The organism is Pseudomonas sp. GW823-FHT06B06, from assembly GCF_058795195.1.
Genome location: NZ_JBXAHO010000005.1, coordinates 46,674 through 73,465, shown reverse-complemented (window position 1 = coordinate 73,465; position 26,792 = coordinate 46,674). Strand labels below are relative to the sequence as shown.

The window sequence follows — 26,792 nt, the reverse complement described above, 5'->3', positions numbered from 1 at the left end:
AGATCGGTTTGGAGCCTTGTCTGCAAACCGACGTAACACCTGTGATCGGCAGGAGTAAGCGGCAGCGGTTCATGGACTGTCGCACCAGGATCGGGGAGAGCGCGCCCATCGCCTGTCTATCAGGCCGGCCCGTTCCGAAGCATTAGTGCGGCCCTGCTTAAGGGCCTGGCAAAGCGAATTCAGCATGTTCACTGACCGCCGGATCGAGCGGCATCAACTGCCGTATTTTCTGAAAGTGTTCAACCGCATTACCGACAAGCCGATTGGCTATCTCGGCAACGTCTCCGAAGACGGGCTGATGCTTATCAGTCAGTTGCCGATGATGATCGGCGTGGATTTCGATTTGCGCCTGAAAATCCCCGCGAGCGGCGGGTGCATGCAGGTCATCGATCTGCGGGCGTGTTGCCTGTGGTGTCATGAAGACGCAACTCCTCACTACTATGACGCCGGGTTCAGCCTGCAACGGGCACCCCCGGAGTATGGGCAACTGGTGGAGGCATTGAGGCAGTACTTCAGTTTTCAGCCGTTGCCGGCGTCTGCCTGATGCCGCATGGGTTGCGCTTGGAGCGTTGTTAAATCGTCCCTGCTTTTTTCCAGCTCAAGTACCGGGTGACCAACTCGGGGCCCAACGCCTCGGGTTGCCCATCCACTACCGGTACTCCGTGGGCGATCAAGCGCTCATGGAGTGCTGCGCGCGAATTCAGGTATTCGACCGTCCCGCAATAGGCCAACGCCTCTGACAAAGTTTGCACCGGCAATAGTCGCGTCGTATCCAGGACGCTCTCACGCAAGCTTGCGACCAACACCTGGTGCTGCTTGCTCAAGCGCTTGACGGCAGTCAGCAGTTCATCATCGTCTTCATCGCGCAGGTTGGTGACCAGCAGCACCAGCGCCCGCCGTTTCTGCCGGGACAGCAGTTGGCTGGCAGCGGCTTGATAATCGGCGCTGCGTTGAGTGCTGTTCAGATCGTAGACCGAGTTGAGCACCACGTTGAGCTGGCCAGCGCCTTTCACCGGGGCGAGGAAGCGCGGATGATCACTGGCAAAGGTGCAGAGGCCTACCGCATCCCCTTGGCGCAGCGCGACGTAGCTCAACAACAGGCAGGCATTGAGCGCATGATCGAAATGCGCCAGCTCGCCGTCCTGGCTGCGCATGCGTCGACCGCAATCGAGCATGAAGATGATCTGTTGGTCACGCTCGTCCTGGTACTCCCGGGCAATGGGTGTGCGTTGGCGGGCAGTGGCTTTCCAGTCGATCTGGCGCAGGCTGTCGCCTTCGCGAAATTCCCTTAGCTGATGAAACTCCAGGCCCAGGCCACGTCGTTGGCGCTGGCGAACACCGAGTTGGCTGAGCCAGTTGTCCACCGCCAACAGTTGGCCGCCGTAGAGTCGGGCGAAGTCGGGATAGATGCGGGTGCTGTCAATCACGCTCAGCAGGCGTTTGCCGTGCCATAGCCCCAATGGGCTGGGCAGGCTGATTTCGCAGTTCTCGAAGCTGAAGTGGCCGCGCTTGAGCGGGCGCAGGCGATAATCGATGTCACTGTGCTGGCCGGGTTGAAGTTCCACCGACAGCGGCAGGTTTTCGAAGCTCAGGCCGTCGGGTACGTGGTCGTAGACCTGGATGTTCAGTGGCAGGGGAAAGTCGTGCTCGACTTGCAGTCGCACGACGCTCCAACGGCCGAGGGCCAGGCTGCCGGGCAGTTGACGTTGTACCCGGGGCGACGGCAGGCGGTTGAGACGGATGGCGTCGATTATTGCCAGGGCCAAGAGAGCCAGGAGCAAGCCCCAGTTGATCGAGAACAGCGTTGATGGAACCGCGATGTCCAATGCGTGCAATGTGCCCAGAATGAGACCGATGCCCAGCAAGGTCGCAAGCCAGGCCAGTAGCAGGCGCGAGGGTTTCACAGCCGTGGCGCCGGTACTTGGTCGAGCAGTTGCCGCAACACCTGATCGACGTCCAGCCCTTCGATATCCAGTTCCGGCGCTATGCGCACACGATGGCGCAGAACGGCCAGGGCGCAGCCTTTTATGTCGTCAGGGATCACAAACTCGCCACCGCGCAACAACGCCCGCGCCCTTGCGCAGCGCACCAGCGCAATGGATGCACGAGGCCCGGCACCGAGGGTCAGGCCGGGCCAACTGCGGGTGGTGCGAGCCAGGCGTACGGCGTAGTCGAGGACCTGGTCGTCCAGCGGCAAATCGCTGGCAATGCGCTGCAAGGCCAGGACTTCCCTGGCTTGCAGCACCGTGCGCAGCGGTTGGACATCGAGCATGTCGGCCCGGGTCGAGCGGCTGACCTGGCGCACCATGTCCAACTCCTGCTCCACGTCAGGGTAGTCCATGCGCACCTTGAGCATGAAGCGATCGAGTTCGGCTTCCGGCAACGGGTAAGTGCCTTCCTGTTCGATGGGGTTTTGCGTGGCGAGCACCATGAATGGCTGCGCGATGGGCAGGGCGCGGCCTTCGAGGGTGACTTGGCGTTCCTGCATGGCTTCGAGCAGTGCGGCCTGGGTTTTTGCCGGGGCCCGGTTGATCTCGTCGGCGAGCAACAGGTTGGTGAACAACGGTCCCTTGCGCAGCTTGAATTGCTCGGTCTGCATGTCGTACACCGCATGCCCGGTGACATCGCTTGGCATCAGGTCCGGCGTGAACTGGATACGCGCGAATTCGCCGCCGAAACAACGTGCCAGCGCCCTGACCAACAGCGTCTTGCCCAGCCCCGGCACGCCTTCGAGCAATACGTGGCCGCCAGCGAGCAGGGCGGTGAGAACGTCGTCGATGACGGTGTCCTGGCCGATCACGGCTTTTTGCAATTCATGGCGCACCGCCTGGGCCAACTGGCAGGCACGCTGGCGTTGCCGGATGGCGTGGTCGATTGCATCGGGCTCGATCGGTTGACTCATAACGCATTCCTCAAGGTTTGCAGGTGGGCGACCTGGCGGCTGAATTCAGCACTGGAAAACCGCTGTTTCGACCGCGGGCCCATGGCTTGGCTGATCGCGTCTGCGGGCTGGCCGCTCAGACGGGCGAGCACCCGCCATTGTTCGGCGACATCGAGTTGTTCATAGCCAGGATGACGATGTCTCACGCGGCGCAGTATGTCTTGCTGCAAGGCCTGCAACAGGCTGTCCTGGCCGTTGTGTCGCAACATGAAATCGGCGCTGGCGCGCAGGTGTTCCTGCAATTGGCGGCGAGCTTTGGTTTGCGGTTGCAGCAGTGGCCCATGGCGCACGCCGAAGTGCCAGCAACCCAGGCCGATCAGGGCGGCCAAGGCGACCAACGCCTGGGGGAAATGGCGTAGCAGCAGTGTCAGCAGGCTGTCGTGCTCGGTATTGAACAGCAGGGTCACGCTGGTATCGGCGGTCAGGTACCAGAGCAGCCAGGCGTTGTCGTATTGATCGATGGCCGGGGTTTTCCACAGGTCGGCGTCGGTCACCACAATGATCGAGCCAAGCCCGTGGTTCAGTTGCATCATATGGGTTGCCTTGGCACTGTTGGCCCAGGCCTTGGCGAGGTTTTTCGGGTCTTCGAGATGGAACGTGGTATCGAAGCCGGCGTAGGCCGGTGCGTCTTCATCTTCCAGATAGAGTTTGGTCAGTTGCGGGTAGGGATCATCCGGGGTGTCGGGCGGTGGGTCCTTGAGGTCTTTGCTCAGCGACTGTTGCAGTTGCACCCGATCCAGCAACAGGTCATTGCTTTGCCCGGTCTTTTCATCCCACAGCGACTGGGCAACGAACAGCAGGCGCCCGCCGGCTTGGGCCCAGTCCAGCACCTGATCGATCTGCCTGGGCGTCATGTTGTAGCGATCGCCTAGCAACAACAGGCTGTGATGCTGCGGCGCCAGGGTTGGCAGGATATCGAGGCTGTTGGCATGGCTGACACTCAGGCCCTGCTTGCGCAAAAAAAACTCGGCGGCCAGGTACGGGTTGACCAGGGCTTCAGGCGCCGGGCCATGGTCGATTTCGACCGGATAGGGCGTTGCCTTCAGGTACAGATAAATCATCAACACGGCCAGCAGGACAGCGGTCATCGTGCTGATGAATGGCCAGGCGCGCCGGTTCAATGGGGGATTCCCGAGTCAAATACGCCACGCCAGCCGTTACACAGTTCGCGCTGTACATGCGCGGGTGGCAATTGGTGCCCATAGGCCATGTTTTGCCAGTGCACGGTCAGGTCTTTGCTGAAGGCCAGCAGGGCCGGTTGCTGTAGTTGTTCGATGCGTTCAAGCACCTGGCCTTCGGTGTCGGCGGCTTTGAGTGGCATGTCGAAATCGTGCAAGAGGCGGCTGAGCAGGGCGCGATAGAGCAAGCCAAGCGCTGCACGCGGGTTGTTCTGCCAGAGGCTTTCGGCACTGGAGGCGATGTCGCAGGGCAGGGTCTCGCGGCTGAGGTCAAGACCAAATACCTGAGGGGCAGGCGGGTGGGGGGCTTTTTTAGCGGGACGCGGTCGACGGCTGACGAATGCCTGCAACCCCTCACGGTAGTACCAGATCAAGCCCCCGATGGCGGTGATCACGGCTGCCCACAGCACAACTTCGATCAGCGTGGCCAACGCGCCGAAGTCTCGGTTGTCAAACATCTGGAGCAGCGCCTTTAGCCATTGGGGTGTGTGGTCTTCATTCGCGCCTTGGTCCGCGGCCTGGTTTTCGCCGAATCGATAGCGGGTGACGGTTTCCCTGTTCTTGAACGGAGGCTGGTCGAGGATGGCCTTGATGCTGTCCCTGGACCCCTGGCTGGTCAGTGGTTGCTGCAGCATGCGCGGACTGTCGGCCGTCGCAAGGGCCGACTCGGACGCCCAGGCGATAGGGGCGATCGGCAGCAGCAAGGTCGCCGTCAGTAACAGGGCAAGGGTCGCTCCGCTCAAACGATGGGACAGGCTGCGAAACACCAGCTCGATATCCCAGGCTTCGAGTGCGGTGCGTCGGTTCAGGTACAGACTGAAGCCAGCGGCCACGTAGATCGGTTCCCAAATCACCAGCACCAGGACGTAGAAGCCGTTGGACAGGTGTTCCAGCCAGTGCCAGTCCTGCGTCGCGGCGCTGATCAGCGACTGCCAGCTCCAGTCGAGGGCGACCTGTTGTGGCAACAGCAGATAGAACAGCACCATCAAACCGATCCATAACGCGCCTTCCAGGTGCGCACCTATCACGGTCAGCCAGCGTGCAGCGCTGGCGTCACGCTGCAACAACACTTGCAACCGCTGTTGGCGCGCATCACCGCTCAGGCCTTCGAGCTGTAACACGGGCAGCGTGAAGCTGCGACTCAGGCTCAGGCGTCGCCAGGTCAGGCTGGCCAGCAGTTGTGGCTTGAGCAACCGTGGCCACTGGTAAAGCGCCTGTTTGAGGGTGGGCGTTTCTGCAAAAATGGCTTTGGAAAGGATGTACAAGGGCAAGCGTTCAAACGCCGGTTTCAGCCACCAGAAGATGAACACGGCCAAGGTCGGCGAATCCCACAGCAACCAGGTGAGCAGCGCGAAAACCGGCAAGGTGACAATCGCCCAACTGCTCATCAGCAGGCGCCGGTGGCGCTGGCTCAACAACATGCCGAGGTCCATGGCTTCCCAGGTCGGTCTTGGGCGAATGACCACGGTGGTGTCACTCAGGCGCATGATGCGTCCGTCCGGCGAATATCAAGTAAATCGCCACCAGCACCCAGAGGGCCGCACCGACCAGGTATTTGATCAGGGGTGCCGGTGTCGTCATCGACGACCAGTAGGCTTCTATAAATGCCGCAATCAGCAGAAACAACATGACGCCGCAAATCAGCAGAACACTCTTGCGGGCCGCCACGCGCAAGGCTTCGGCGCGGGGCAGGCGTCCCGGTGCAATCAACGCCCAACCCAGTTGCAGGCCGGCGGCACCCGCCAGGGCAATGGCCGTCAACTCAAAGGCACCGTGACCGACCACGAACGACCAGAAGCTTTGCCCGTAGCCGATATGCGTCAGGTGTCCGGCGACCGCGCCGATCATCAAGCCGTTGAAGATCAGGAAAAACGCGCTGCCCAGGCCGAACAGCAATCCGCTGGCGTAGGTCTGAAAGGCGATCCCTATGTTGTGCATGATGTAGTAGCCGAACATCGCCCAGTCTTCACTGGCCGCACGCTCCATCGAGCGTCCCAGGTGACCGGCATCGGGGTCGTACATGCTTTGCATGTCGCTGACCTGATCGGCTGGAATCAGGTTGTAGACCAGTTCCGGAAACAGATAAACCAGGCCTGCCATTGCGATCAGGCTGCCGAAAAACATCAGGCTGGCAGCGAGCACGAAGCGCCATTGTTCACGTACCAGCCGGGGGAAGCCCGCCAGGATGAAACCCAGTGCATGGGCTCCAAAATGGCTGCGATGTCGATAAAGCTGCTGATGCCCACGTAACACCTGTTGCTGCAATGAGTCATTCAGGAAACTGCTGTAACCGCGCTCGCGGGCCAGCGCCAGGTGTTGGCAGATGCGCCGATAATCGGCCAGGAAATTGTCGGCCCCTTTGGCTTTGCTGTCCCGCTCCAGCCTGTCCAGCAGGAGGGAGAACTGCTCCCATTCAGCCATATGTCGATGTTCGAAAAGGCTTTGTTTCATGTCGGACCCAACAAACCGTGGGCAATGCCGTTGAGTTCGGCCACGGCGCGGGAAGCCGGAACCTGCAAGGGGCGCGCGAGTATCGAGGCGAGCTCATTGACCCTGGCATCGGACAGTCCGGCCTGGCGTTCGGCAAAACCGAGGATGGCACGTTGCTCGGTCAGTGTCAGGGCAAAAGGAGGACGACGGGGTTGCGAGGGTGGGAGTTGGGGACGGGTAAGCGGCTGCTCGCGGTAGACCACCAGCGTGCCGGCGGCCAGGTCACCGAGGCGCTTGAAATTGGGGTGTTGCAGGCAACTGATAGCGCCGAGAAAGTAGCCAAACGGCAACATGTCGACAAATCGCAGCAGGTTGCGCAACAGTGACGCGGACCAGTCGATAGGCGTGCCATCGTCCTGTATGACCCGAAGACCCATCCATTGTTTGCCCGGTGAGCGCCCCTGGTTGAAGACTTCGAACAGCACCATGTACCACCAGCTTACGCCGAAGAGCAGGATCGAACCCAGCCCCGCACCGAGTTTTCCGAGCATTGCCAAAGCAATGAACATCAGGCCCAGGATCAACCCGCGTATCGCCAGGTCGATGGAAAACGCCAGTGCGCGCACCATCAAGCCGGCCGGTCGCAGCGGCAAGTCTATGCCTTCGGGCGTTTCCACCTGATACCGCGTGTCCAGTGGTGGTGGCAGCGTTGCTTTCCGTGGCAGTGCTGTGGTGTCGAGCATGGGCAACCTGATGGTGTGGCCTGATCGGTTTGTCTCTTCACCGGATGCTAGCAGCCTCGCCGGAAAAAACGACATAACTATGTATTGCATATTGCGTGGCCAGGGATGATTCAATGGCACGATTGCTGGCCGGAGCGGGACGGGAACGCCTAGACTTCGCCAATCTTCAGTTCAGGAATAGCCCGTGACCTCCATCTTCTGGTACGACTACGAAACGACGGGTATCAATCCCCGTTGCGACCGCCCGCTGCAAATGGCGGGGTTGCGTACTGACTTCGAGCTCAATGAAGTCGACGAGCCTGTCAATCTCTTTTGCCGGCCCAGCGACGACATCCTGCCGCATCCCGCGGCTTGCGCAATCACTGGCATCACGCCCGCCCAACTGGCCGAGGACGGGTTGAGCGAAGCCGACTTCATGACCCGGGTGCATGCCCAACTGGCGGCGCCGGGTACTTGCGGCGCCGGGTACAACACCTTGCGCTTCGACGATGAGATGACCCGCTACAGCCTGTACCGCAATTTTTTCGACCCTTATGCACGGGAATGGCAGGGTGGTAACAGTCGCTGGGACCTGATCGATGTCGTTCGCGCAGCCTATGCCTTGCGCCCCGATGGCCTTGTCTGGCCGACAGACGAAGAAGGACGAGTGACACTCAAGCTCGAACGCCTGACCGCCGCTAACGGGATCGATCATGGCAGCGCCCACGAAGCGCTGTCGGACGTTCGCGCCACGATTGCCCTGGCGCGCCTGATCCGGGAAAAACAGCCGAAGTTGTATGACTGGTTGTTTCAGCTTCGCAGTAAACAAAAGGTGCTGGACCAGGTGCGCTTGCTGCAACCGATGGTGCATGTTTCAGGGCGCTTTTCTGCGGCGCGCAACTATGTCGGTGTAGTGTTGCCCTTGGCCTGGCACCCACGTAATAAAAACGCACTGATTGTTTGCGACCTGCACCTCGACCCGCAGGGTTTGCTCGATCTCGATGCCGAAACCTTGCGCCAGCGTTTGTATACCCGCCGCGACGACCTGGCAGAAGATGAATTACCCGTACCGCTCAAGCTTATCCACATCAATAAATGCCCCGTGGTCGCGCCTTTATCGGTTCTTCGTCCCGCAGATCAGCTGCGCTTGGGGATGGATGTTGCGCTCTATCAGCAACGTGCACTGCGGCTAAGTGACGCGCAGCAGGATTGGCAAGCTAAAGTTCTGGCGATTTATGCCCGGGAAGATTTTTCCTCGAGCGAGGATCCTGAGCAACAGTTATACAACGGATTTATCGGGGACCGTGATCGGCGTTTATGCGAGCAAGTCAGAACAGCCGACCCGCTGCAATTGGCGCAACAGCAATGGCCTTTCGATGATGAACGTTTGCCAGAGCTATTGTTTCGATATCGAGCACGTAACTTTCCCGATACCTTGAATCTCGACGAGCAAGAACGCTGGCGAATATTCTGTCAGAAACGTCTATCAGTCCCTGAATGGGGCGCGCCAAATACCCTGGATAGTTTTACAGAGGCGGCAGCCCAGTTGGCCCTTACAGCGACATCGTTGCAGCAGGCGGTTCTCAATGATTGGCGGGAATATGTTCAGGGTCTTCGCAATCGTTTGAATCTTTGAAATCGAAAATGCCCCGGGGCTAAACTCCGGGCATAAAAAAACGCCAGCGTATGCTGGCGTTTTTTTTGTCGCAATCGATCCGCGACAAGCGCGTGAGCTTAGCCCAGCAGGGTAGCCCAGCCTTCAACCACGTCACCGCCCCACTTGGCTTTCCACTCTTTCAGAGTTTTGTGGTTGCCACCTTTGGTCTCGATGACTTCGCCGTTGTGCGGGTTTTTGTATTGTTTAACTTTGCGAGCACGCTTGGTGCCAGTAGTTTTTACTGCACCGCCACGTGGCGCTTTGGTTTTGGCTTCTGGATCCAGCAGCGCGATGATGTCGCGCAGGGATTTGGAATATTCGCCCATCAGGGTGCGCAGTTTGCCTTCGAATTCCAGCTCAGTCTGCAGTTTGTCGTCTTGGGACAGATTCTTCAAACGGGCTTGCAGCTCTTTGATAGCTTCTTCGGTGGCGCGATATTCGTTGATCAAGGACATGATTACTACCTTATGTAGGGCGCTGGATGGCAGGTGACAGTGCGGCAATAATAGTCAGGCTGTTTCATCAAGTAAACATTAAACCTGAGTTTATTTAATTAAATTCCAGTGAGTTCAGCGCACATTGGAGGCGCAGTTAAATAACTCGCCACCTGTGCTACAGATATTTACAAATCAGTGCTGGTCGATAGCCAATTAGGGGCGTTCGCCTGGTGCTGCGCGAACGTTGGCGCAGGCCATTGGGGAAGGCGGCGTGTCATCAATACTGCAGTTTTGCTGCACAATCGCTAGAATGCCCGCCTTTGCGAAGTTCTGGAGTTTCCCCCTCATGCGCACTTTTCGGCTGGTGATTTCTTGCCCGGACCGCGTCGGCATCGTTGCCAAAGTCAGTAACTTTCTGGCGTCACATAACGGCTGGATCACTGAAGCGAGCCACCACTCGGACAATCTCAGTGGTTGGTTCTTCATGCGTCACGAAATTCGTGCCGACTCGCTGCCTTTCGGGATCGAAGCCTTGCGCGAAGCCTTTGCGCCGATTGCCGAAGAGTTTTCGATGGACTGGCGTATTACCGATACCGAGCAGAAAAAGCGCGTCGTGTTGATGGCCAGCCGCGAGTCTCACTGCCTCGCCGACTTGCTGCATCGCTGGCACAGCGATGAACTGGATTGTGAAATCGCCTGCGTGATTTCCAACCACGACGACCTGCGCAGCATGGTCGAATGGCACGGCATTCCCTACTACCACGTACCGGTTAATCCCCAGGACAAGGAGCCGGCATTTGCCGAGGTCTCGCGCCTGGTCAAGCAGCATGATGCTGAAGTGGTCGTATTGGCCCGCTACATGCAAATCCTGCCGCCTGAGCTGTGCCGGGAATATGCGCACAAGGTCATCAACATCCACCACAGCTTCCTGCCGTCGTTCGTCGGCGCCAAGCCTTACCACCAGGCTTCCCTTCGAGGGGTAAAGCTGATTGGCGCTACTTGCCACTATGTGACTGAAGAGCTGGACGCCGGCCCGATCATCGAGCAGGACGTGGTGCGTGTCAGCCACAGCGACAGCATCGAAGACATGGTGCGCTTCGGTCGAGATGTCGAGAAAATGGTGCTGGCCCGTGGCCTGCGTTACCACCTGGAAGACCGGGTACTGGTACACGGCAACAAAACCGTGGTGTTTTGACCGCTGCACGACAGGGTTGAAATTCGAAGGGCCTGGGCGTTCAATCGCACAGGCCCTTCGCCGTTTCTGCACCGAGGACATGAGCATGGCCGATCCACTGGACAAAGCCACCTCGAAGGCACCCGCCACCTTGGGTGAGGGTTGCTTGAGTCGGTACGACCCCGATGAACTGAGCCCTGAAGATGGCACGGAGTTTTCGGGGGCTGCCGAGTTGTGGGAAGCGTTGCAGCTAGAGCCTGGGCCTACGGATACACGTTCTTCATAAGCTTCTTGAGCAATGGTCGGCCCAGCATCAGTAAAAACACCGGTCCACCCACCAGCAAATAAAAGTAATAGGTCACTGCCCGCCAGATCAGAATGGCGGCCGCCGCCGTGGATTTACCCACCATGGGCGCCAACAGTGCCGCTGACGTCAGTTCAGCCGCCCCCGCACCGCCTGGCAACAGGCTGAACTGCCCCGCACTCAATGAAACCATCTGGATCAGGAAGCTCCAGGCCCACTGCAAGTCCGCGCCGAGCCCGCGCAGCGCCAGGTACAACACGCTGTAACGCAAGATCCAATGCACGCACGTCAAACCAAACACGGTGATCAATGTTTGCGGGGGTAACTTCAGGGTGTCGGTAAACGCCGCCAGGAAGTGCAGGAGTTTGCGAGCCCAACGCATGCGGGTCGAGGGCTCGACGTTGAGGCGTGCCAGCAGTCGGCCCCCCATACGGATTACCAGGCGGTGATAGCGCGCCACCACCACGCAACTGACCAGCCCACCAAACATCGAGAGGGCACTGATGATCAGCAACCACGCCATGTGCTGGCTGAGATGCTGGAACAGGGCGTAAATCAGAATGCCGGTCAATGCGCAGAGAAAAAACAATAGATCGCTCAATTGGTCCATGGCAAACACGGCGCTGCCCCTGGCCGGTCGCACGCCATTGCGCGCCAGCAAGGCCATGATGGTCAGCGGCCCGCCGCTGCCTCCCGGCGTGGCGCAATAGGCAAATTCGGCGGCCATCACCACGCCAAGGCTCTTGACCGGGCTGACCTTGTCGCGCTGATCTCCCAGCAACAGGCGCAATCGCAGGGTATTGACCACCCAGCACAGCAAGATCATGCCGAGCATGACCAGCAAGCTGCTCAGTGGAAAGTCATTGAGCCGTGACCAGGTTTCGCTGCCGCCCAGGAGCCAGGGAATCAGTAACGCGGCAAGTAGACCGATGCACAGCAGGATCGAGCGGCTCATGCCGCACGCCCCATGCGCTGGCTTTGCAGGGCCAGCCAACGGGTCTTGGTCATGGGTACGCGGCCCTCATCGAGCAGGCGCTTGAGGGTTTGCAGCCAGTACGTACGCGAGAACTCATGACGCATGTCCACCGGGTGCAGGCCCAATCGAATTACCGGCGCCGATCGCCAGCGCTGTTCGAGTTGCTGGCTGACCAGTTTCGATACGCCACGCCGCCAGGCACTGCGCGCACTCCAGACCAGTCCGGGGGCATCGATTGCAGTGAAATCAGGCAGGCGAAAAAGATGCCGGGCATCACTGGTGTAATCCAGCGGTAATTGGCCCAAGGCCTGGCGCGTGCCTTCGCTCATCAACCAGGCGGGAGCGACGAAACCCTGGAGCGGCCAATTGTTCCGTTGGAACATATCAATGCCGGCGTGCAAGCGGTTGAGGGCGGCTTCGCGAGACAAACTGTAGAACTCGCCTTCATGGGTGTAGATCCGGCGCATGAACCAGTCACGGGGGTTGCTCGCCTTCGGCGCGTCATCGCAGTGAAAATAACCATGCAGCACCAGTTCATCGCCGCGCTCGAGCCGTGCGCCGAGCTGACGACAAAATTGCGGTTGGGCTCGCAAGTCGTAGTGTTTGTGGAAATCCGGCACAACAAGCCAGGTGATCGGCACGCTGCCAAGCGCGTCGACGGCTTCGACAAAGGGCTGGTAATCGGCCCAGGTGGGTGGCGCGACATCGTGCAGTACCAGCAGCAGGCTCGGGGCGCTCATAGATTCAACCATTGGCGGCTCGCGGCCATTGGCTGCCGAGGACGGCGTGATAATGGCCGAGCAGGCTGTTGACCACTGCGTCCCAGGCGTAATACCGCTCGACATGGCGTCGGGCTTGCTGGCCGAGGGCTACGCTGCCCTGGCTGAACAGTTCGCGCACGGCGTTGGCCATGGCCAACGGATCGTTGGGGGCGCACAAGACGCCACATTGATCGGTGATGATTTCCTCAAAGGCGCCAGCAGCCACCGCCACGACGGGGATACCGCAGGCCATGGCTTCGAGGGTCACCAGGCCAAAGGTTTCCTGGTCACCGGCATGCAGCAACGCGTCGGCACTGGCCATCAGGCGGGCGACTTGGGTGGCAGGGCGGAACCCGTCGATGACCGTGACGTTTCCCGGCACAGAGGTCGGCATCGACGAACCGACCAGCAGCAAGTGATAGCGTCGGCCCAGGCGCTTCATGCATTCGAGCAGCACCGGCAGGTTTTTCTCCTTGGAACCGCGCCCCGCGAAGATCAATAGATGAGTGTTTTCGTCAAGGCCCAGGTCGGCCCGAAGGTCGCTGTCCCGTGCATCGGGATGAAACACCTGGAGATCGACCCCCAGGGGCTGCACGAAAACGTTCTTCACCCCAAGGCCGGTCAGTTTATCGGCCATGACCCTGCTCGGTGCCAGTACCCGGTCGAAGTTTCCGTAGAGCTTGCTGACATAGGCCTCGACGTTTGGCGTGACCCAATTGCCCATTCTATTGCGGGCTAGCAGTGGCAGGTCGGAGTGATAAAAGCCGATGACGGGCACATCCAGTTGGCGACGGGCGTCCAGGGCCGCCCAGGCGGTGAGGTAGGGGTCGCCGACTTCAATCAAATCGGGGTGCAGATCCTGCAGGACATTGCGCCAGGGCGCGAGACGCAGAGGGAAGCGATAGCCTTTGCCGAAAGGCAGGGCGGGAGCCGGAACCGTATAGATGCCATCCTGTTCGCTGAGAACGGCCCCCGGTATCAACACGCTGTGGCGGATACCGGGCCTGGTGCACAGGCGATGATGCTTGGCATCCAGATAAGTGCGTACGCCACCGCTGGCAGGGGCGTAGAACATGGTTATGTCAGCGATATGCACGATGAACATTCCTCCAGTCCGTTGTTCTCCTTGGTTGACCTTAATGAAGAATAGTTGTTCGGTCAGGATTTGGCGGGGATGGGGAGGGGCTGGAGAGGGGGGTGGTGTATGGACGGATTGGTGTCAGGGTATTTCTCCTCGCGGGCGAGTCGGATCGCCGCCCGCGAAGAGGCCAGCTAAAACGCTAGATGCGGAAGCTGCCTACCAACTGCTTCAATCGCGCTGCCTGTTGCTCAAGGTCCGTACATGCGCGCAATGTTGACTGCAGGTTTTCCACACCTTCCTGGTTCAGGGTGTTGATTTCGGTGATGTCGACATTGATCGACTCGACCACGGCGGTCTGCTCCTCGGTGGCGGTTGCCACCGACTGGTTCATGCCGTCGATTTCGCCGATGCGTTGCGTCACGCTGCTCAGGCGCTCGCCAGCCAGGTTGGCAATTTCCACGCTGTCCTGACTGTGGCGCTGACTGTCGCTCATCGTGCTAACCGACTCGCGGGCGCCGACCTGCAGCTCTTCGATCATGGTCTGAACCTGCTGTGCCGATTCCTGGGTGCGATGCGCCAGGTTTCGCACTTCATCGGCCACCACGGCAAATCCACGCCCGGCTTCACCGGCCCGTGCCGCTTCGATGGCGGCATTGAGCGCCAGCAGGTTGGTTTGCTGGGAAATGCTGGTGATGACCTCAAGAATCTGACCAATGTTCACGGTTTTGCTGTTGAGCGATTCGATGTTGCTGCTCGAGGCGCTGAGCATGTTCGACAGTTGATTCATGGCGGCAATGCTGCGGTCTACCACTTGCTGGCCATCTTCGGCCAGGTTGCGGGCATCGCTGGCCTGGCTCGACGCTTGCGCGGCATTGCGGGCGATTTCCTGGGCGGCGGCACCGAGCTGGTTGATCGCCGCTGCCACGCTGCTGGTGCGCGACGCTTGCTGGTCGGAGTTGTACATCGACGAGTTCGAGGCGGCGACCACGCGTAATGCCACTTCGTTGACCTGGCCGGTGGCCGAGGACACTTCGCGGATCGATCCGTGGATTCGTTCCACGAAACGGTTGAAAGCGGTGCCGAGGTTACCGAACTCGTCGTTGTTCTGGATCACCAGGCGTTTGGTCAGGTCGCCTTCGCCGTCGGCGATGTCGGCCATGGCCCGGGTCATGACGTGCAGCGGCTGAATCAACAGGCGGATCAGCATGCCCAGCAGGGCGATGATGATGGCGACGGCGATCACCGTGGCAATCACTGCCGAGGTGCGGAACTCGCTGAGCATCGAGAAGGCCTTGTCCTTGTCCACCGACAGGCCGATGTACCAATTGACCGACGGCAGGCCCTTGATCGGAGTAAAGGTGACGATGCGGGTCTTGCCGTCGACCACGATTTCACTGAAGTCGCGGCTGATGCGCGGGGTATTTTGCGGGTATGCCTCGCCCAGGGACTTCATGACCAGGGCTTTGTCGGGGTGGACCAGGATCTTGCCGTCGGCGCTGACCAGAAATGCGTAGCCCATGCCGTCGAAATCCCGGGCGCTGAGGGTATCGATCAAGGTTTGCAGGCTGAGGTCGCCGCCCACTACGCCAACGCCTTGCCCGGCTTTCGTCGAGGCCATGGCCAGGGAAATGATCGTTTGTCCGGTCGCAGCATCGACATAGGGTTCGGTCAGGGTCGGCGTGCTGCTGTTTTGCGCACCCTTGTACCAAGGACGAACCCGAGGGTCGAAACCGTCCGGCATCTTCGCATCCGGACGGATGGTGAAGTGCCCGGAAGCGTCGCCTAGGTAGGACGCCATGAACGTCGACGTCAGAGCTTTCTGTTCCAGCAGGGCGGCGACGTTGGCTTGTTCCGGGTTGATGGCAATGTTTTGCGAGAGGTTCTCGATCAGCAGGATACGGCCGGTCAGCCAGGTCTGGATATTGCTGGCGGTGACGTCGCCCATCTCGTTGAGATAGTTGCCCAAGTCTTCGCGGATGGCATTGCGCTGTAAATAGTCGTTATACAGGGTAAATGAGGCGAAAGTCGCAATGACGATAAGGGCGGCGGCAAGCAGGATTTTGTGGCTGAAGCGTAGATTTTTGTTCATGGCTTGGGGTTCCGCTAAGGTCTTAATGCCCAGCGCGTGCTTTTATAAAGGAACGCACGATGGGCAATGTTGAAAGCAAGTGATATTTCCGTCGCTCCTTAAGGGAAATGTCCGACAGATTTGTGTCTGTCTGCTTTGTCGATATTTCTATCGGCTGTGTAGGACCAAAGATTAACCATGGGTGACCAAATGCCTGATTCATTGCAACTTGTTATCGGCGCCGATCTCGCGGGCCAGCCGATCGCCCAGGCCATGCGCCTGGCGAACCGTCACGGATTGATCGCAGGCGCTACCGGGACCGGCAAGACCGTCACGTTGCAACGTCTGGCCGAAGCCTTCAGCGATGCCGGCGTGGCGGTCTTTGCCGCCGACATCAAGGGTGACCTGTGCGGCCTGGGCGCTGCCGGCAACCCCCAGGGCAAAGTCGCCGAGCGCATTGCCGGCATGCCGTGGCTGAGCCACAAGCCTGCGGCCTATCCGGTGACCTTGTGGGACATTCACGGTCAGTCCGGTCATCCTTTACGCACGACGTTGAGCGAAATGGGGCCGTTGCTCCTCGGCAGCCTGCTGGAATTGACCGACAGCCAGCAGTCGGCGCTGTATGCCGCGTTCAAGGTGGCCGACCGCGAAGGCTTGTTGCTGCTGGATCTGAAGGATCTCAAGGCGCTGCTCAATCACCTCAAGGACCACCCCGAACTGCTGGGGGATGACGCGGCGCTGATGACCACCGGCTCCAGCCAGGCCCTGCTACGACGCCTGGCAACCCTGGAACAGCAGGGCGCTGAGGCGCTGTTTGGTGAGCCGGCGCTGCAACTGGAGGATATTCTGCAACCGACCGCCGATGGCCGCGGGCGCATCCATCTGCTCGATGCCAGTCGCCTGGTGCATGAAGCCCCCAAGGTCTACGCGACGTTCCTGTTGTGGCTGCTGGCGGAACTGTTCGAGCAACTGCCGGAACGTGGCGATGCGGACAAACCGTTGCTGGCGCTGTTTTTCGACGAGGCGCATTTGTTGTTCGCCGGCACGCCCAAGGCGCTGCAGGATCGACTGGAACAAGTGGTGCGGCTGATTCGATCCAAAGGGGTGGGGGTGTATTTCGTCACCCAGTCACCGGGCGACTTGCCCGATGACGTGTTGGCCCAGCTGGGCCTGCGCATCCAGCACGGCTTGCGCGCGTTCACCGCCAAGGAGCAGAAATCTCTGCGAGCGGTGGCCGATGGCTTCCGACCGAATCCGGCGTTTGACGCCCTGTCGGTGCTGACTGAGCTGGGCATCGGCGAGGCACTGGTGGGCACCTTGCAGGACAAGGGCACACCGGAAATGGTCCAGCGCGTGCTGGTGGCTCCACCGCAATCACGCATCGGGCCGCTGACGGAAACGGAGCGCACGCTGCTGATAGCCGGTTCGCCGTGCAAGGGGCGGTACGACAAGGCGATCGATCGCGAATCAGCCTATGAAATACTGATGGGCCGCAAGGGGCTGGCACCCGAACCTGAGGCAGCGCCGGCGAAACCGGCGGCGCAGGAGCCGAGCTTCACCGAGCAAGCCGGAGAGTTTCTCGGCACGGCGGCGGGACAGGCACTGAAATCAGCGATGCGACAGGCGGCTAATCAGCTGGGACGGCAATTGGTGCGCGGGTTGATGGGGTCATTGTTGGGCGGCAGCAAACGCCGCTAACTGTGGGAGCGAGCCTGCTCGCGAATCCGATGTTACATTCAACATTTATGTCGACTGAAGCACCGCTTTCGCGAGCAGGCTCGCTCCCACAGGGGTTCTATGTCATGCCCTGGACTTGGCGTGCGCCGCCAGGCGCTCCAGCGCCGCCCGCAGATTTGGATCGCTGATGCCGTCGGCCGTGGCCTGGATGGTCGCGGCCGCATCATTGGATAAATCCATGGTATGCCCGGTCGCCCCTTGTTGAACGGTAGGCGGCTGGACCTTGAAGAGGATTCGCGTGAGGCTGGCGAACTCATCGAACATCTGCAGTTGCCGCTGCAGGCGTTTTTGCTGGTAGCGCAGGCGGGTGGCCCAATGACCATCGGTGACAATGAGCAACAAACTGCCTTCGCGCCAGGACGCCACGTGGCAATGCGCGCGCGCGGCGGGTTGCAGCTGGCTCTCGAGCAAGCGTTGCAAATGACCCAGGCGTTGAGCATGGCCTAGAATGGCCTTGAGCGGCTTGGCTTCGCGAAGCAGGACGGCGGGTGCTCTGGCCGTAAGAGGGCGAAATGCCATGATCAGACACCTGAAGTAACAGAGCCGCCATGGTAGCAGAAAGCACCGGATGCGCCCGCCCCATTGCTTTGCGCGCGCTTTACCCATTAAATCAACCAGTAACTTCTGCCGTGAATGGCTTGAAGTTCAGCGATTTGCCCTTATTTTAAATGAGCCCCGTCACAACGCTGTGCCAGCATCGTGGAGTAACGCCACTTTCCTCACCACCGTTTCCGGGTAGAATGCTCGTTCGCATGCGGCCATGAGGGCTGCTCGGGCGACTCACGGGGCCGCCCTCCATCCCTTTAGTGTGGAAGATCCTGCCGATATGTTTGCGCCTTTGTTAAAAAAACTTTTTGGAAGCAAGAACGAGCGTGAAGTCAAACGCATGCTCAAGACGGTGCAACTCGTCAATGCCTTCGAAGAGCGAATGGTGGCCCTTTCGGACGATCAATTGCGTGCCAAGACAGACGAGTTCAAGGCCCGCTTCGCCAAAGGGGAAACCCTCGACCAGCTTCTGCCGGAAGCCTTCGCGGTTGCCCGTGAAGCCGGCAAGCGCGTCATGGGTATGCGCCACTTCGATGTCCAGCTGATCGGTGGCATGACCTTGCATGAAGGCAAGATCGCCGAGATGCGTACCGGTGAAGGCAAGACCCTGGTGGCAACACTGGGTGTTTACCTCAACGCATTGTCCGGCAAGGGCGTGCACGTTGTGACGGTGAACGATTACCTGGCCCGTCGTGACGCCAACTGGATGCGCCCGCTCTACGAATTCCTCGGCTTGACGGTCGGCGTGGTCACGCCATTCCAGCCGCCGGAAGAGAAACGCCTGGCCTATGCCGCCGACATCACCTATGGCACCAACAACGAGTTTGGTTTCGACTACCTGCGCGACAACATGGCGTTCAGCATGGAAGAAAAATTCCAGCGCGAACTCAATTTTGCCGTGATCGACGAAGTCGACTCCATCCTCATCGACGAAGCCCGTACCCCGCTGATCATTTCCGGTCAGGCCGAGGACAGCTCCAAGCTGTATATCGAGATCAACAAACTGATCCCGCAGTTGGAGCTGCACGTCGAAGAAGTCGAAGGCGAAGTCACCAAGGCCGGTCACTACACCGTTGACGAGAAGACCCGCCAGGTCGAGCTCAACGAAGCCGGTCACCAGTTCGTCGAAGACGCGCTCACCCGCCTTGGCCTGCTGGCGGAAGGCGAGAGCCTGTATTCGGCGCACAACCTGGCCCTGCTGACCCACGTTTATGCCGGTCTGCGTGCGCACAAACTGTTCCATCGCAACGTTGAATACATCGTGCAGGACGGCCAGGTCGTACTGGTTGACGAACACACCGGTCGCACCATGCCCGGTCGCCGTCTGTCCGAAGGCCTGCACCAGGCCATCGAAGCCAAGGAAAACCTGAACATCCAGGCCGAAAGCCAGACGCTGGCCTCGACCACCTTCCAGAACTACTTCCGTCTGTACAACAAACTGTCCGGCATGACAGGTACGGCCGACACCGAGGCGTTCGAGTTCCATCAGATCTATGGCTTGCAGGTCATCGTCATTCCGACGAACAAGCCGCTGGCCCGTAAAGACTACAACGACCTGGTGTTCCTGACCGCCGACGAGAAATATGCGGCAATCGTCACTGACATCAAGGAAAGCATGGCCGCGGGCCGTCCGGTGCTGGTGGGTACTGCGACCATCGAAACCTCCGAGCGCATGTCCGACCTGCTCAACAAGGAAGGCATCGAGCACAAGGTCCTGAACGCCAAGTTCCACGAAAAAGAAGCCGAGATCATCGCCCAGGCCGGTCGCCCGGGTGCACTGACCATCGCCACCAACATGGCCGGTCGCGGTACCGACATCCTGTTGGGCGGCAACTGGGAAGTGGAAGTGGCCTCGCTGGAAAACCCGACGCCTGAGCAGATTGCCCAGATCAAGGCGGACTGGCAGAAACGTCACCAGCAAGTGCTCGAGTCGGGTGGTTTGCAGGTGATCGCGTCCGAGCGTCACGAATCGCGCCGTATCGACAACCAATTGCGTGGTCGTGCCGGTCGTCAGGGTGACGCCGGTTCCAGTCGTTTCTACCTGTCGCTGGAAGACAGCCTGATGCGCATCTTCGCCTCTGATCGGGTGAAGAACTTCATGAAGGCCCTGGGCATGCAGCCTGGCGAAGCGATTGAGCACCGCATGGTGACCAACGCCATCGAAAAGGCCCAGCGCAAGGTTGAAGGTCGCAACTTCGATATTCGCAAGCAACTGCTCGAGTTCGACGACGTCAACAACGAACAGCGTAAAGTGATCTATCACATGCGTAACACGTTGCTGGCTGCCGACAACATCGGTGAAACCATTGCTGACTTCCGCCAGGACGTACTCAACGCTACCGTCAGCGCGCACATTCCACCGCAATCGCTGCCAGAGCAGTGGGACGTGGCGGGTCTGGAAGCGGCCCTGGAAAGCGATTTCGGTGTGAAGCTGCCGATCCAGCAGTGGCTCGACGAAGACGATCACCTGTACGAGGAAACCCTGCGCGAGAAGCTGATGCAGGAGCTGATCGCCGCGTACAACGAGAAAGAAGACCAGGCGGGCGCGGAAGCGCTGCGCACCTTCGAGAAGCAAATCGTCCTGCGCGTGCTGGATGACCTGTGGAAAGACCACCTGTCGACCATGGATCACCTGCGTCACGGTATCCACTTGCGCGGTTATGCGCAGAAGAACCCGAAGCAAGAGTACAAGCGCGAGTCGTTCACGCTGTTCTCCGAGCTGCTGGATTCGATCAAGCGCGACTCGATCCGTGTGTTGTCACACGTTCAGGTGCGTCGCGAAGATCCGGCCGAGGAAGAGGCGCGCCTGCGCCAGGAAGCCGAGGCACTGGCGGCGCGCATGCAGTTCCTGCATGAAGAGGCTCCGAGCCTGGAGCAGCCGGAGCAGTTGGGTGAAGAGGTCGATGTGGCCCTCGCCACCGCCCCGGTTCGCAACGAGCAGAAGCTGGGCCGTAACGAACTGTGCTACTGCGGTTCGGGCAAGAAGTTCAAGCATTGCCACGGGCAGATCCAGTAACCCCCCGTTTCATACGCTGAAATACCCGCGCCGCGACCGGCTCATGCCGTCGCGGCGTTTTGCCATTTTTACCATCGCTTTTGCTGAAGCGGTGCAGACATCATTTATAAAGGAGCGCATTAATGGCTGTTGGTCTTGGTCCTTTGCCAACGTTGCACCCGGTTGCCGGTTTTGAACTCGGTATCGCCTCGGCCGGTATCAAGCGCCCGGGGCGCAAGGATGTTGTGGTCATGCGTTGTGCCGAAGGCTCGACGGTGGCGGGTGTATTCACCTTGAACGCCTTTTGCGCCGCCCCGGTGATCCTGGCCAAGCAGCGCGTGCAAGGTCCGGTGCGTTACCTGCTGACCAATACTGGCAATGCCAACGCCGGTACCGGTGAACCAGGTTTGGCCGCGGCCGAGCGCACCTGCGCCAAGCTGGCAGAGTTGACCGGCGTAGACGCCAGCCTGGTGCTGCCGTATTCCACTGGTGTGATCGGCGAGCCGCTGCCGGTCGAGAAAATCGAGGGCGCACTGCAAGCTGCCCTCGACGATCTGTCGGAGAACAACTGGGAAGCTGCCGCCACCGGCATCATGACCACCGATACCCTGCCAAAGGGTGCCAGCCGCCAGTTCCAGCACGACGGCGTGACCATCACCGTCACCGGTATCAGCAAGGGCGCGGGCATGATTCGCCCTAACATGGCGACCATGCTCGGCTATATCGCCACCGACGCCAAGGTTGCTCGCGATGTGCTGCAAAACCTGATGCTGGACGGCGCCAACAAGTCGTTCAACCGCATCACCATCGATGGCGACACCTCAACCAACGACTGCTGCATGCTGATCGCCACCGGTCAGGCGGCGTTGCCGGAAATCACCCGTGCCGAAGGCGAGTTGTTCGCCAAGCTCAAGCAGGCGGTATTTGAGGTGTGCATGGAAGTGGCCCAGGCGATCGTTCGCGACGGCGAAGGCGCGACCAAATTCGTTACCGTTGAAGTCAACGGCGGCGGCACTCACCAGGAATGCCTGGACGTTGGCTACACCGTGGCCCACTCGCCATTGATCAAGACTGCGCTGTTCGCTTCCGACCCGAACTGGGGCCGCATCCTCGCGGCTGTTGGTCGTGCCGGCGTGCCGAACCTGGACGTGAGCAAGATCGATGTGTTCCTCGGTGAAGTGTGCATCGCCAGCCGTGGCGCCCGCGCTGCGACCTACACCGAAGCCCAGGGCGCGGCGGTGATGCAGCAGGAAGAAATCACTATTCGTATCGAACTGGGTCGTGGTGATTGCAGCGAAACCATCTGGACCACCGACCTGTCCCACGAGTACGTGAAGATCAACGCCGAGTACCGTACTTAAGACCGAGTCGACCCCATCGCGGGCAAGCCCGCTCCCACAGGTTCCGTGGTACGGCGCGATCACTGTGGGAGCGGGCTTGCCCGCGATGACGGATGACCAGACGCTAAAGAATTTGGCCTGTCCACCTCATCAAAAGGTCCCGAACATGAGCCTCCACCTGATCATCGGCGACAAACTGCTTTCCTCCTGGTCCCTGCGTGGTGCCCTGGCCCTCGATCTGACCGGCGCCACCTATACCGAAGAATTGATCAAGCTGAACCAGCCGGACACCCGCGAACGTCTGCTCAAGCACTCGCCAACCGGCAAGGTCCCGTTGCTCAAGACCGAACACGGCACCATCGCCGACTCCCTGGCGATTGCCGAATACCTGGCGGAACAGTTTCCCGACGCGGGCCTGTGGCCCAAGGATATCGCCGCCCGTGCCCAGGCGCGTTCGGCGTGCGCGCAAATGCACAGTGGATTCTTCGCCATGCGCGGCAACATGCCATTCGACCTGAGTCATGACGCGCCGCTGTCGCCGGTTCCGGCGGATGTGCAGGCAGACATCGAGCGCATGTCGGCGTTGTGGGCTGAATGCCGCTCTGTCGCGACCGAGCCTGGGCCCTACCTGTTCGGTCGCATAAGCCTGGCCGACGTGTTTTTTGCACCCATTGCCGTGCGCCTGCGTACCTATCAGGTCAAGCTGTCGGCAGTCGACGAAGCCTATGTTGAAACCCTCTACCAATGGCCAGCGTTCAAGGCTTGGCAAAAGGCCGGCCTGGAGGAGATCAAGCGGTGAAACGAGTACACGTAGCAGCCGCCGTTATCCGTGATGGCAGCGGCAAGATCCTCATCGCCCGTCGTGCCGATACTCAGCACCAGGGCGGCCTGTGGGAGTTTCCCGGTGGCAAGGTCGAGGCCGACGAGTCGGTCGAAAGCGCCTTGGCCCGCGAGCTGCAGGAAGAGCTGGGTATCGTGGTCGGCGCGGCACGCCCGCTGATCAAGGTCCGGCACGATTACCCGGACAAGCAGGTGTTGCTGGATGTCTGGGAAGTCTCGGCGTTCACCGGTGAGCCTCACGGCGCCGAAGGTCAGCCACTGGCCTGGGTGACGGCGCGTGATCTGTCGGGTTACGAGTTCCCTGAGGCCAACCGGCCAATCGTGGCGGCCGCGCGCTTGCCCGAGCAATACCTGATCACGCCTGAAGACCTGGAAACCCCGGCCCTGTTGCGAGGGATCCAGAAAGCCATCGCGGGCGGCATCAAGCTGATCCAGTTGCGCGCACCAAACGGTTACGACCCGAAGTACCGCGATCTGGCTGTGGACGCCGTCGGGCTGTGTGCCGGCAAGGCGCAGCTGATGATCAAGGGGCCGTTCGAGTGGCTGGGAGATTTCCCCTCCGCCGGTTGGCACATCACGTCGGCACAGTTGCGCAAGTACGCGGCTGCCGGTCGTCCGTTGCCGGCATCGCGCTGGTTGGCGGCGTCTTGCCATAACGCTGAAGAGCTGGCGCTGGCCGAGGAGATGGGTGTGGACTTCGTGACCCTGTCGCCGGTGCAGCCGACCTTGACGCATCCGGGCGCTCTACCGCTTGGCTGGGAGCAGGCTTCGAGCTTGATCGAGGGTTTCAGCAGGCCGGTGTTTTTGCTGGGTGGGGTTGGCCCGGCGGAAGTCGAGAAAGCTTGGGCAGCAGGAGCGCAGGGCGTGGCGGGGATTCGGGCGTTCTGGCCTGAGACTTGATTCCCTGGTGTAGCCACTGACCCCTTCGCGAGCCTGCTCGCGAAGTCGGTCTGAAAGGCGACGGCTAAATCTCTGGTTTCACCGCCGGCTGCCACAAAATCTCGGCAACCCCCTGACGCCGGGCAATCAATCTTGCCACCACAAACAACAAATCCGACAGCCGATTGATATAAGCCAATCCCACCCCGCCCAAAGGCTCAACAGCATTCAAATGCTGGCAGCGGCGCTCCGCACTGCGGGCCAGGCTTCTGCACACATGAGCCTGGGCGATCAGCATCGACCCCCCCGGCAGAATGAAATTCTCCAGCGGCCCAAGCTCTGCATTCCACACATCGATCGCCGCTTCCAGGCGTTCGATTTCCGCGGCGTTCAGCGCCTGATACTCCGGCATGGCCAGTTCACCGCCGAGGTCAAACAACCGGTGCTGGCAGGGCGCCAATACCTCGATCACTTCCTTCAAGCCCGGATGCAGGGCAATTTCTGCCGCCAGTCCAGCCAGTAACACTCCGACCTGACTGTTGAGCGTATCTACCTCGCCAATAGCCTCGATCCGCGGGTGGTCCTTGGGCACACGGCGACCGTCGCCCAGGCCGGTTTCGCCTTTGTCGCCGGTGCGGGTGTAAATCTTCGACAAGCGAAAGCCCATGGTTACCTCGTTAACTGGTTGAGTTCTTGAGAGACGAGCGGGGTGCTCGCCAATGGCAGGCGCAGGGTAAAGCAGGTGCCTTGGCCAAGGGTCGATTGCACTTCCATCTGGCCCTTGTGGTTGTTGGTGATGATGAAATACGAGACCGACAGGCCAAGGCCGGTACCCTGACCGACTTCCTTGGTGGTGAAAAACGGTTCGAAGATGCGCTTGCGCACGCTTTCGCTCATGCCGATGCCGTTGTCTTCGACCTGGATCTCCGCCCACGGCGGATTCAGCTTGGTGCGCAGGATGATGCGCCCTGGTTCGCTGTCGTCTTCACGCTGGTGAATGGCTTGAGCGGCGTTTTTCAGCAGGTTGAGCAGCACCTGTTCCAGCTCGTTGGCGGTACCGGGCACCGGCCCCAGCGCCGGGTCGAACTGGCGAATGATCGCCTGGCCCTTGAAGTCGAAACCAATCGCCAGGTCGAAGTCGTTTCCGGCGATTTCCACCGCCTGGTCGATCAGCGCCGGCAGATCGCACGGGGCCATTTGGCGGGTACTGCGCCGACTGAAGCTAAGCATGTGCGTGACGATCTTCGCCGCCCGGGCGCCGGCCTGCTGGATGCCGTCGAGCAGTTGTGGCACTTCGCGTGCTTGCAGGTACTGGTTGACGGTCGACAGCTCGACACCGATCTGCTCGGCCTGTTCCAGGTTCTTGGGCAGTTCAGGGGACAGTCGGCGGCGGATATTCTGCACGTTGTGCAGGATCGCTCCGAGCGGGTTGTTGATTTCGTGGGCCATGCCGGCGGCGAGGCCACCGACGGAAAGCATTTTCTCTGACTGCACCATCATTTCTTCAAGGGACAGGCGCTGGGTAATGTCGTCGATGCGGATCACCACGCCGCGTCCGGCACCGCCCATCAACGGATAGAAGGTCAGGGCGTAGTGGCGGGGTTCATCGTCCTTGACCCAGGTCACGCGCTCGATCTTGGCCACCGTGTGTTGCTCGACGGTTTGCTTGAGCTGCGGCAGGAAGGGCTTGAGCGGTTCGAAGGCGAGGAAGATCGGCTGGTTCAAGGCTTCGTCCAGGCGTGTACCGGAAAGGGCGCTGGCTTCCTGGTTCCACTGCGTTACGTAAAGCTGTTCGTCGAGGGCGATCAGCGCCGATGGCATGGAGTCGATGATGCTGTTGAGGTAATTCTGGAAACCCGTGAGTTTTTTCTCGATCTTGCTCCGTACCTGGACTTCGAGTTCCAGCTTGCGATTGGTGTGGCGGGTTTCTTCGGCCAGTCCCTGGGCCTGGTCATACGCGGCCTGGGAGTCATCGCGGGCGCGTTTGAGTTGCTGTTCCCGGGCCTCGATCCGCGAGAGCATGGTGTTGAACGCCTCGGCCAGGCTGCCGATTTCATCGTGATTGCCCCGCGAGGCGCGCAAGGCGTAGTTCTCTTCCCGGGTCACTTGGCGGGAGAGCTCCTCCAGCTGATGAATCGGCCGAGTAATCAGGCGTTTGATCTGGCGCGCGATGACCAGCCACAGCAGCACGCTGAAAATCAGGATTCCCAGGCTGGCGGTCAGGGTCCCGGTATAGAACGCCATGGGCAGCTCACTGCTGGCCACCAGCAGCAAGTGGCCTGGTGCGGTACCGGGGCGAGGCAGGGTGATGACCTGGTTACTGCGAAACTCGGTGACTTGCCAGGATTCGATGTTCCGGTAATGCTTGGGCAGGCTCAGGTGATCGCCATGTTGCAACTGCGCCAGGCGCTCGCCCTTGCCGTCATACAGGGCTGCAGCGCGCAGTGGTGAATAGCTGTCGAGCTCATCGAGCAGGCGCTGGGCGCTTTGCGGCGATTGCAGTGCCTCAGATACCAGGCTCGGGTTGGAGACCAGTCGGCCGATGGTCTGCAGGGCCTGGGGCGCCATGCTTTCCTGGGAAATGTAGTAAGCGGCGCTGATAAAGGTCAGGTTCGCAACCAGCAGTACAGTGGTCAACAGCACCAACAGGGCGGCCAGCAGTTTCTGGCCGACAGGGAGGTTTTCAAGACGCTGGCGCAATGGCATCAGGTTTATCGCTGCAAGGG

Annotated in this window: 23 protein-coding genes and 1 pseudogene; 9 read left to right on the top strand and 15 right to left on the bottom strand. The window is 60.2% G+C overall.

Annotated elements, in window-relative coordinates; all coding sequences use genetic code 11:
• Positions 1–184 precede the first annotated feature (184 nt).
• Entirely contained in the window at positions 185–544 is a 360-nt protein-coding gene (locus AC1Q8Q_RS06185; protein WP_020797868.1) for a PilZ domain-containing protein, read from the top strand.
• Between the two features lie 28 nt (positions 545–572).
• On the opposite strand, the gene AC1Q8Q_RS06180 is transcribed toward AC1Q8Q_RS06185, so the two are convergent.
• The 6 genes from AC1Q8Q_RS06180 to AC1Q8Q_RS06155 are packed head-to-tail and all read right to left on the bottom strand — an operon-like array spanning position 573 to position 7,292.
• Entirely contained in the window at positions 573–1,904 is a 1,332-nt protein-coding gene (locus tag AC1Q8Q_RS06180; RefSeq protein ID WP_083349685.1) for a DUF58 domain-containing protein, read from the bottom strand.
• A complete protein-coding gene (locus AC1Q8Q_RS06175) occupies positions 1,901–2,902 on the bottom strand; it encodes an AAA family ATPase (protein WP_020797870.1) in 1,002 nt (333 codons plus the stop codon). Before AC1Q8Q_RS06175 ends, AC1Q8Q_RS06180 begins: the two co-directional genes overlap by 4 nt.
• Positions 2,899–4,062 (bottom strand): DUF4350 domain-containing protein, encoded by a 1,164-nt coding sequence (locus tag AC1Q8Q_RS06170; RefSeq protein ID WP_020797871.1) that lies wholly within the window; start codon positions 4,060–4,062, stop codon positions 2,899–2,901. The genes AC1Q8Q_RS06175 and AC1Q8Q_RS06170 overlap by 4 nt, the downstream gene beginning before the upstream one ends.
• Entirely contained in the window at positions 4,059–5,606 is a 1,548-nt protein-coding gene (locus AC1Q8Q_RS06165) for a DUF4129 domain-containing protein (RefSeq protein WP_492614891.1), read from the bottom strand. The genes AC1Q8Q_RS06170 and AC1Q8Q_RS06165 overlap by 4 nt, the downstream gene beginning before the upstream one ends.
• A complete protein-coding gene (locus tag AC1Q8Q_RS06160) occupies positions 5,593–6,570 on the bottom strand; it encodes a stage II sporulation protein M (RefSeq protein ID WP_083350190.1) in 978 nt (325 codons plus the stop codon). Before AC1Q8Q_RS06160 ends, AC1Q8Q_RS06165 begins: the two co-directional genes overlap by 14 nt.
• The gene (locus tag AC1Q8Q_RS06155) at positions 6,567–7,292 is read right to left on the bottom strand and encodes an RDD family protein (RefSeq protein WP_168758859.1); all 726 of its coding nucleotides are present in this window, start codon (positions 7,290–7,292) and stop codon (positions 6,567–6,569) included. Before AC1Q8Q_RS06155 ends, AC1Q8Q_RS06160 begins: the two co-directional genes overlap by 4 nt.
• 184 nt (positions 7,293–7,476) lie before the next feature.
• Between AC1Q8Q_RS06155 and sbcB the strand changes: the two genes are divergently transcribed.
• Positions 7,477–8,907: an exodeoxyribonuclease I gene (gene sbcB / locus AC1Q8Q_RS06150; RefSeq protein WP_020797875.1), complete on the top strand. Its 1,431-nt coding sequence runs from the start codon at positions 7,477–7,479 to the stop codon at positions 8,905–8,907.
• A 98-nt stretch (positions 8,908–9,005) separates the two neighbouring features.
• Here the strand turns inward: sbcB and mvaT are convergent, their stop codons facing one another.
• The gene (mvaT, locus tag AC1Q8Q_RS06145) at positions 9,006–9,383 is read right to left on the bottom strand and encodes a histone-like nucleoid-structuring protein MvaT (protein WP_008058684.1); all 378 of its coding nucleotides are present in this window, start codon (positions 9,381–9,383) and stop codon (positions 9,006–9,008) included.
• Positions 9,384–9,711: 328 nt separating this feature from the next.
• Between mvaT and purU the strand changes: the two genes are divergently transcribed.
• Entirely contained in the window at positions 9,712–10,560 is an 849-nt protein-coding gene (purU, locus tag AC1Q8Q_RS06140; RefSeq protein WP_020797876.1) for a formyltetrahydrofolate deformylase, read from the top strand.
• A gap of 85 nt (positions 10,561–10,645) precedes the next feature.
• Positions 10,646–10,825, top strand: a complete 180-nt coding sequence (locus AC1Q8Q_RS06135) for a hypothetical protein (protein ID WP_020797877.1) — start codon at positions 10,646–10,648, stop codon at positions 10,823–10,825.
• On the opposite strand, the gene gpgF is transcribed toward AC1Q8Q_RS06135, so the two are convergent.
• The 5 genes and pseudogenes from gpgF to AC1Q8Q_RS06110 form a co-directional block, all read right to left on the bottom strand.
• Complete coding sequence (gene gpgF / locus AC1Q8Q_RS06130; RefSeq protein ID WP_020797878.1) at positions 10,803–11,798, bottom strand: glucosaminyl phosphatidylglycerol flippase; 996 nt, start codon at positions 11,796–11,798, stop codon at positions 10,803–10,805. The genes AC1Q8Q_RS06135 and gpgF overlap by 23 nt on opposite strands.
• Positions 11,795–12,571 carry an N-acetylglucosaminyl phosphatidylglycerol deacetylase gene (gene gpgD, locus AC1Q8Q_RS06125; RefSeq protein WP_492614890.1) on the bottom strand — a complete coding sequence of 259 codons (777 nt, stop codon included), beginning with the start codon at positions 12,569–12,571 and terminating at the stop codon, positions 11,795–11,797. Before gpgD ends, gpgF begins: the two co-directional genes overlap by 4 nt.
• Complete coding sequence (gene gpgS, locus AC1Q8Q_RS06120) at positions 12,564–13,685, bottom strand: N-acetylglucosaminyl phosphatidylglycerol synthase (RefSeq protein ID WP_020797880.1); 1,122 nt, start codon at positions 13,683–13,685, stop codon at positions 12,564–12,566. Before gpgS ends, gpgD begins: the two co-directional genes overlap by 8 nt.
• Positions 13,686–13,860: 175 nt before the next feature.
• Positions 13,861–14,625 (bottom strand): methyl-accepting chemotaxis protein, encoded by a 765-nt coding sequence (locus tag AC1Q8Q_RS06115; protein ID WP_371106612.1) that lies wholly within the window; start codon positions 14,623–14,625, stop codon positions 13,861–13,863.
• A gap of 93 nt (positions 14,626–14,718) precedes the next feature.
• Positions 14,719–15,750: pseudogene (locus AC1Q8Q_RS06110) on the bottom strand (cache domain-containing protein); the annotation flags it as partial.
• Between the two features lie 189 nt (positions 15,751–15,939).
• On the opposite strand from AC1Q8Q_RS06110, the gene AC1Q8Q_RS06105 reads away from it, so the two are divergent.
• Positions 15,940–17,427 (top strand): helicase HerA-like domain-containing protein, encoded by a 1,488-nt coding sequence (locus AC1Q8Q_RS06105; protein ID WP_492614889.1) that lies wholly within the window; start codon positions 15,940–15,942, stop codon positions 17,425–17,427.
• 102 nt (positions 17,428–17,529) lie between these two features.
• Here AC1Q8Q_RS06105 and AC1Q8Q_RS06100 read toward each other — a convergent pair whose 3' ends face one another.
• Positions 17,530–17,985, bottom strand: coding sequence for a DUF721 domain-containing protein (locus AC1Q8Q_RS06100; RefSeq protein WP_020797883.1), 456 nt, complete (start codon positions 17,983–17,985; stop codon positions 17,530–17,532).
• Positions 17,986–18,292: 307 nt separating this feature from the next.
• Here AC1Q8Q_RS06100 and secA point away from each other — a divergent pair, with 307 nt between their 5' ends.
• The 4 genes from secA to AC1Q8Q_RS06080 all read left to right on the top strand — a co-directional run bounded on the left by secA (position 18,293) and on the right by AC1Q8Q_RS06080 (position 24,087).
• Positions 18,293–21,028, top strand: coding sequence for a preprotein translocase subunit SecA (gene secA, locus AC1Q8Q_RS06095; RefSeq protein WP_020797884.1), 2,736 nt, complete (start codon positions 18,293–18,295; stop codon positions 21,026–21,028).
• A 122-nt stretch (positions 21,029–21,150) separates the two neighbouring features.
• Positions 21,151–22,368: a bifunctional glutamate N-acetyltransferase/amino-acid acetyltransferase ArgJ gene (argJ, locus tag AC1Q8Q_RS06090; protein ID WP_020797885.1), complete on the top strand. Its 1,218-nt coding sequence runs from the start codon at positions 21,151–21,153 to the stop codon at positions 22,366–22,368.
• Between the two features lie 145 nt (positions 22,369–22,513).
• Positions 22,514–23,146: a glutathione S-transferase family protein gene (locus AC1Q8Q_RS06085; protein ID WP_033039752.1), complete on the top strand. Its 633-nt coding sequence runs from the start codon at positions 22,514–22,516 to the stop codon at positions 23,144–23,146.
• Positions 23,143–24,087, top strand: coding sequence for a Nudix family hydrolase (locus tag AC1Q8Q_RS06080; protein ID WP_020797887.1), 945 nt, complete (start codon positions 23,143–23,145; stop codon positions 24,085–24,087). The genes AC1Q8Q_RS06085 and AC1Q8Q_RS06080 overlap by 4 nt, the downstream gene beginning before the upstream one ends.
• Positions 24,088–24,151: 64 nt before the next feature.
• Here the strand turns inward: AC1Q8Q_RS06080 and AC1Q8Q_RS06075 are convergent, their stop codons facing one another.
• Positions 24,152–24,733: a cob(I)yrinic acid a,c-diamide adenosyltransferase gene (locus AC1Q8Q_RS06075; protein ID WP_033039748.1), complete on the bottom strand. Its 582-nt coding sequence runs from the start codon at positions 24,731–24,733 to the stop codon at positions 24,152–24,154.
• A gap of 2 nt (positions 24,734–24,735) precedes the next feature.
• On the bottom strand, positions 24,736–26,772 hold the full coding sequence (locus AC1Q8Q_RS06070; protein WP_492614888.1) for a sensor histidine kinase: 2,037 nt from the start codon (positions 26,770–26,772) through the stop codon (positions 24,736–24,738).
• Between the last annotated feature and the right edge of the window lie 20 nt (positions 26,773–26,792).

Excerpts from the sequence above, each read along its gene's own strand:
- gpgD (WP_492614890.1), bottom strand. The coding sequence starts at position 12,571 with ATGGTTGAATCTATGAGCGCCCCGAGCCTGCTGCTGGTACTGCACGAT.
- secA (WP_020797884.1), top strand. The coding sequence starts at position 18,293 with ATGTTTGCGCCTTTGTTAAAAAAACTTTTTGGAAGCAAGAACGAGCGT.
- AC1Q8Q_RS06185 (WP_020797868.1), top strand. The coding sequence starts at position 185 with ATGTTCACTGACCGCCGGATCGAGCGGCATCAACTGCCGTATTTTCTG.
- AC1Q8Q_RS06165 (WP_492614891.1), bottom strand. The coding sequence starts at position 5,606 with ATGCGCCTGAGTGACACCACCGTGGTCATTCGCCCAAGACCGACCTGG.
- AC1Q8Q_RS06160 (WP_083350190.1), bottom strand. The coding sequence starts at position 6,570 with ATGAAACAAAGCCTTTTCGAACATCGACATATGGCTGAATGGGAGCAG.
- AC1Q8Q_RS06070 (WP_492614888.1), bottom strand. The coding sequence starts at position 26,772 with ATGCCATTGCGCCAGCGTCTTGAAAACCTCCCTGTCGGCCAGAAACTG.
- AC1Q8Q_RS06155 (WP_168758859.1), bottom strand. The coding sequence starts at position 7,292 with ATGCTCGACACCACAGCACTGCCACGGAAAGCAACGCTGCCACCACCA.
- gpgF (WP_020797878.1), bottom strand. The coding sequence starts at position 11,798 with ATGAGCCGCTCGATCCTGCTGTGCATCGGTCTACTTGCCGCGTTACTG.
- AC1Q8Q_RS06135 (WP_020797877.1), top strand. The coding sequence starts at position 10,646 with ATGGCCGATCCACTGGACAAAGCCACCTCGAAGGCACCCGCCACCTTG.
- argJ (WP_020797885.1), top strand. The coding sequence starts at position 21,151 with ATGGCTGTTGGTCTTGGTCCTTTGCCAACGTTGCACCCGGTTGCCGGT.
- mvaT (WP_008058684.1), bottom strand. The coding sequence starts at position 9,383 with ATGTCCTTGATCAACGAATATCGCGCCACCGAAGAAGCTATCAAAGAG.
- AC1Q8Q_RS06115 (WP_371106612.1), bottom strand. The coding sequence starts at position 14,625 with ATGTACAACTCCGACCAGCAAGCGTCGCGCACCAGCAGCGTGGCAGCG.
- AC1Q8Q_RS06175 (WP_020797870.1), bottom strand. The coding sequence starts at position 2,902 with ATGAGTCAACCGATCGAGCCCGATGCAATCGACCACGCCATCCGGCAA.
- purU (WP_020797876.1), top strand. The coding sequence starts at position 9,712 with ATGCGCACTTTTCGGCTGGTGATTTCTTGCCCGGACCGCGTCGGCATC.
- gpgS (WP_020797880.1), bottom strand. The coding sequence starts at position 13,685 with ATGTTCATCGTGCATATCGCTGACATAACCATGTTCTACGCCCCTGCC.
- AC1Q8Q_RS06085 (WP_033039752.1), top strand. The coding sequence starts at position 22,514 with ATGAGCCTCCACCTGATCATCGGCGACAAACTGCTTTCCTCCTGGTCC.
- AC1Q8Q_RS06100 (WP_020797883.1), bottom strand. The coding sequence starts at position 17,985 with ATGGCATTTCGCCCTCTTACGGCCAGAGCACCCGCCGTCCTGCTTCGC.
- AC1Q8Q_RS06075 (WP_033039748.1), bottom strand. The coding sequence starts at position 24,733 with ATGGGCTTTCGCTTGTCGAAGATTTACACCCGCACCGGCGACAAAGGC.
- AC1Q8Q_RS06105 (WP_492614889.1), top strand. The coding sequence starts at position 15,940 with ATGCCTGATTCATTGCAACTTGTTATCGGCGCCGATCTCGCGGGCCAG.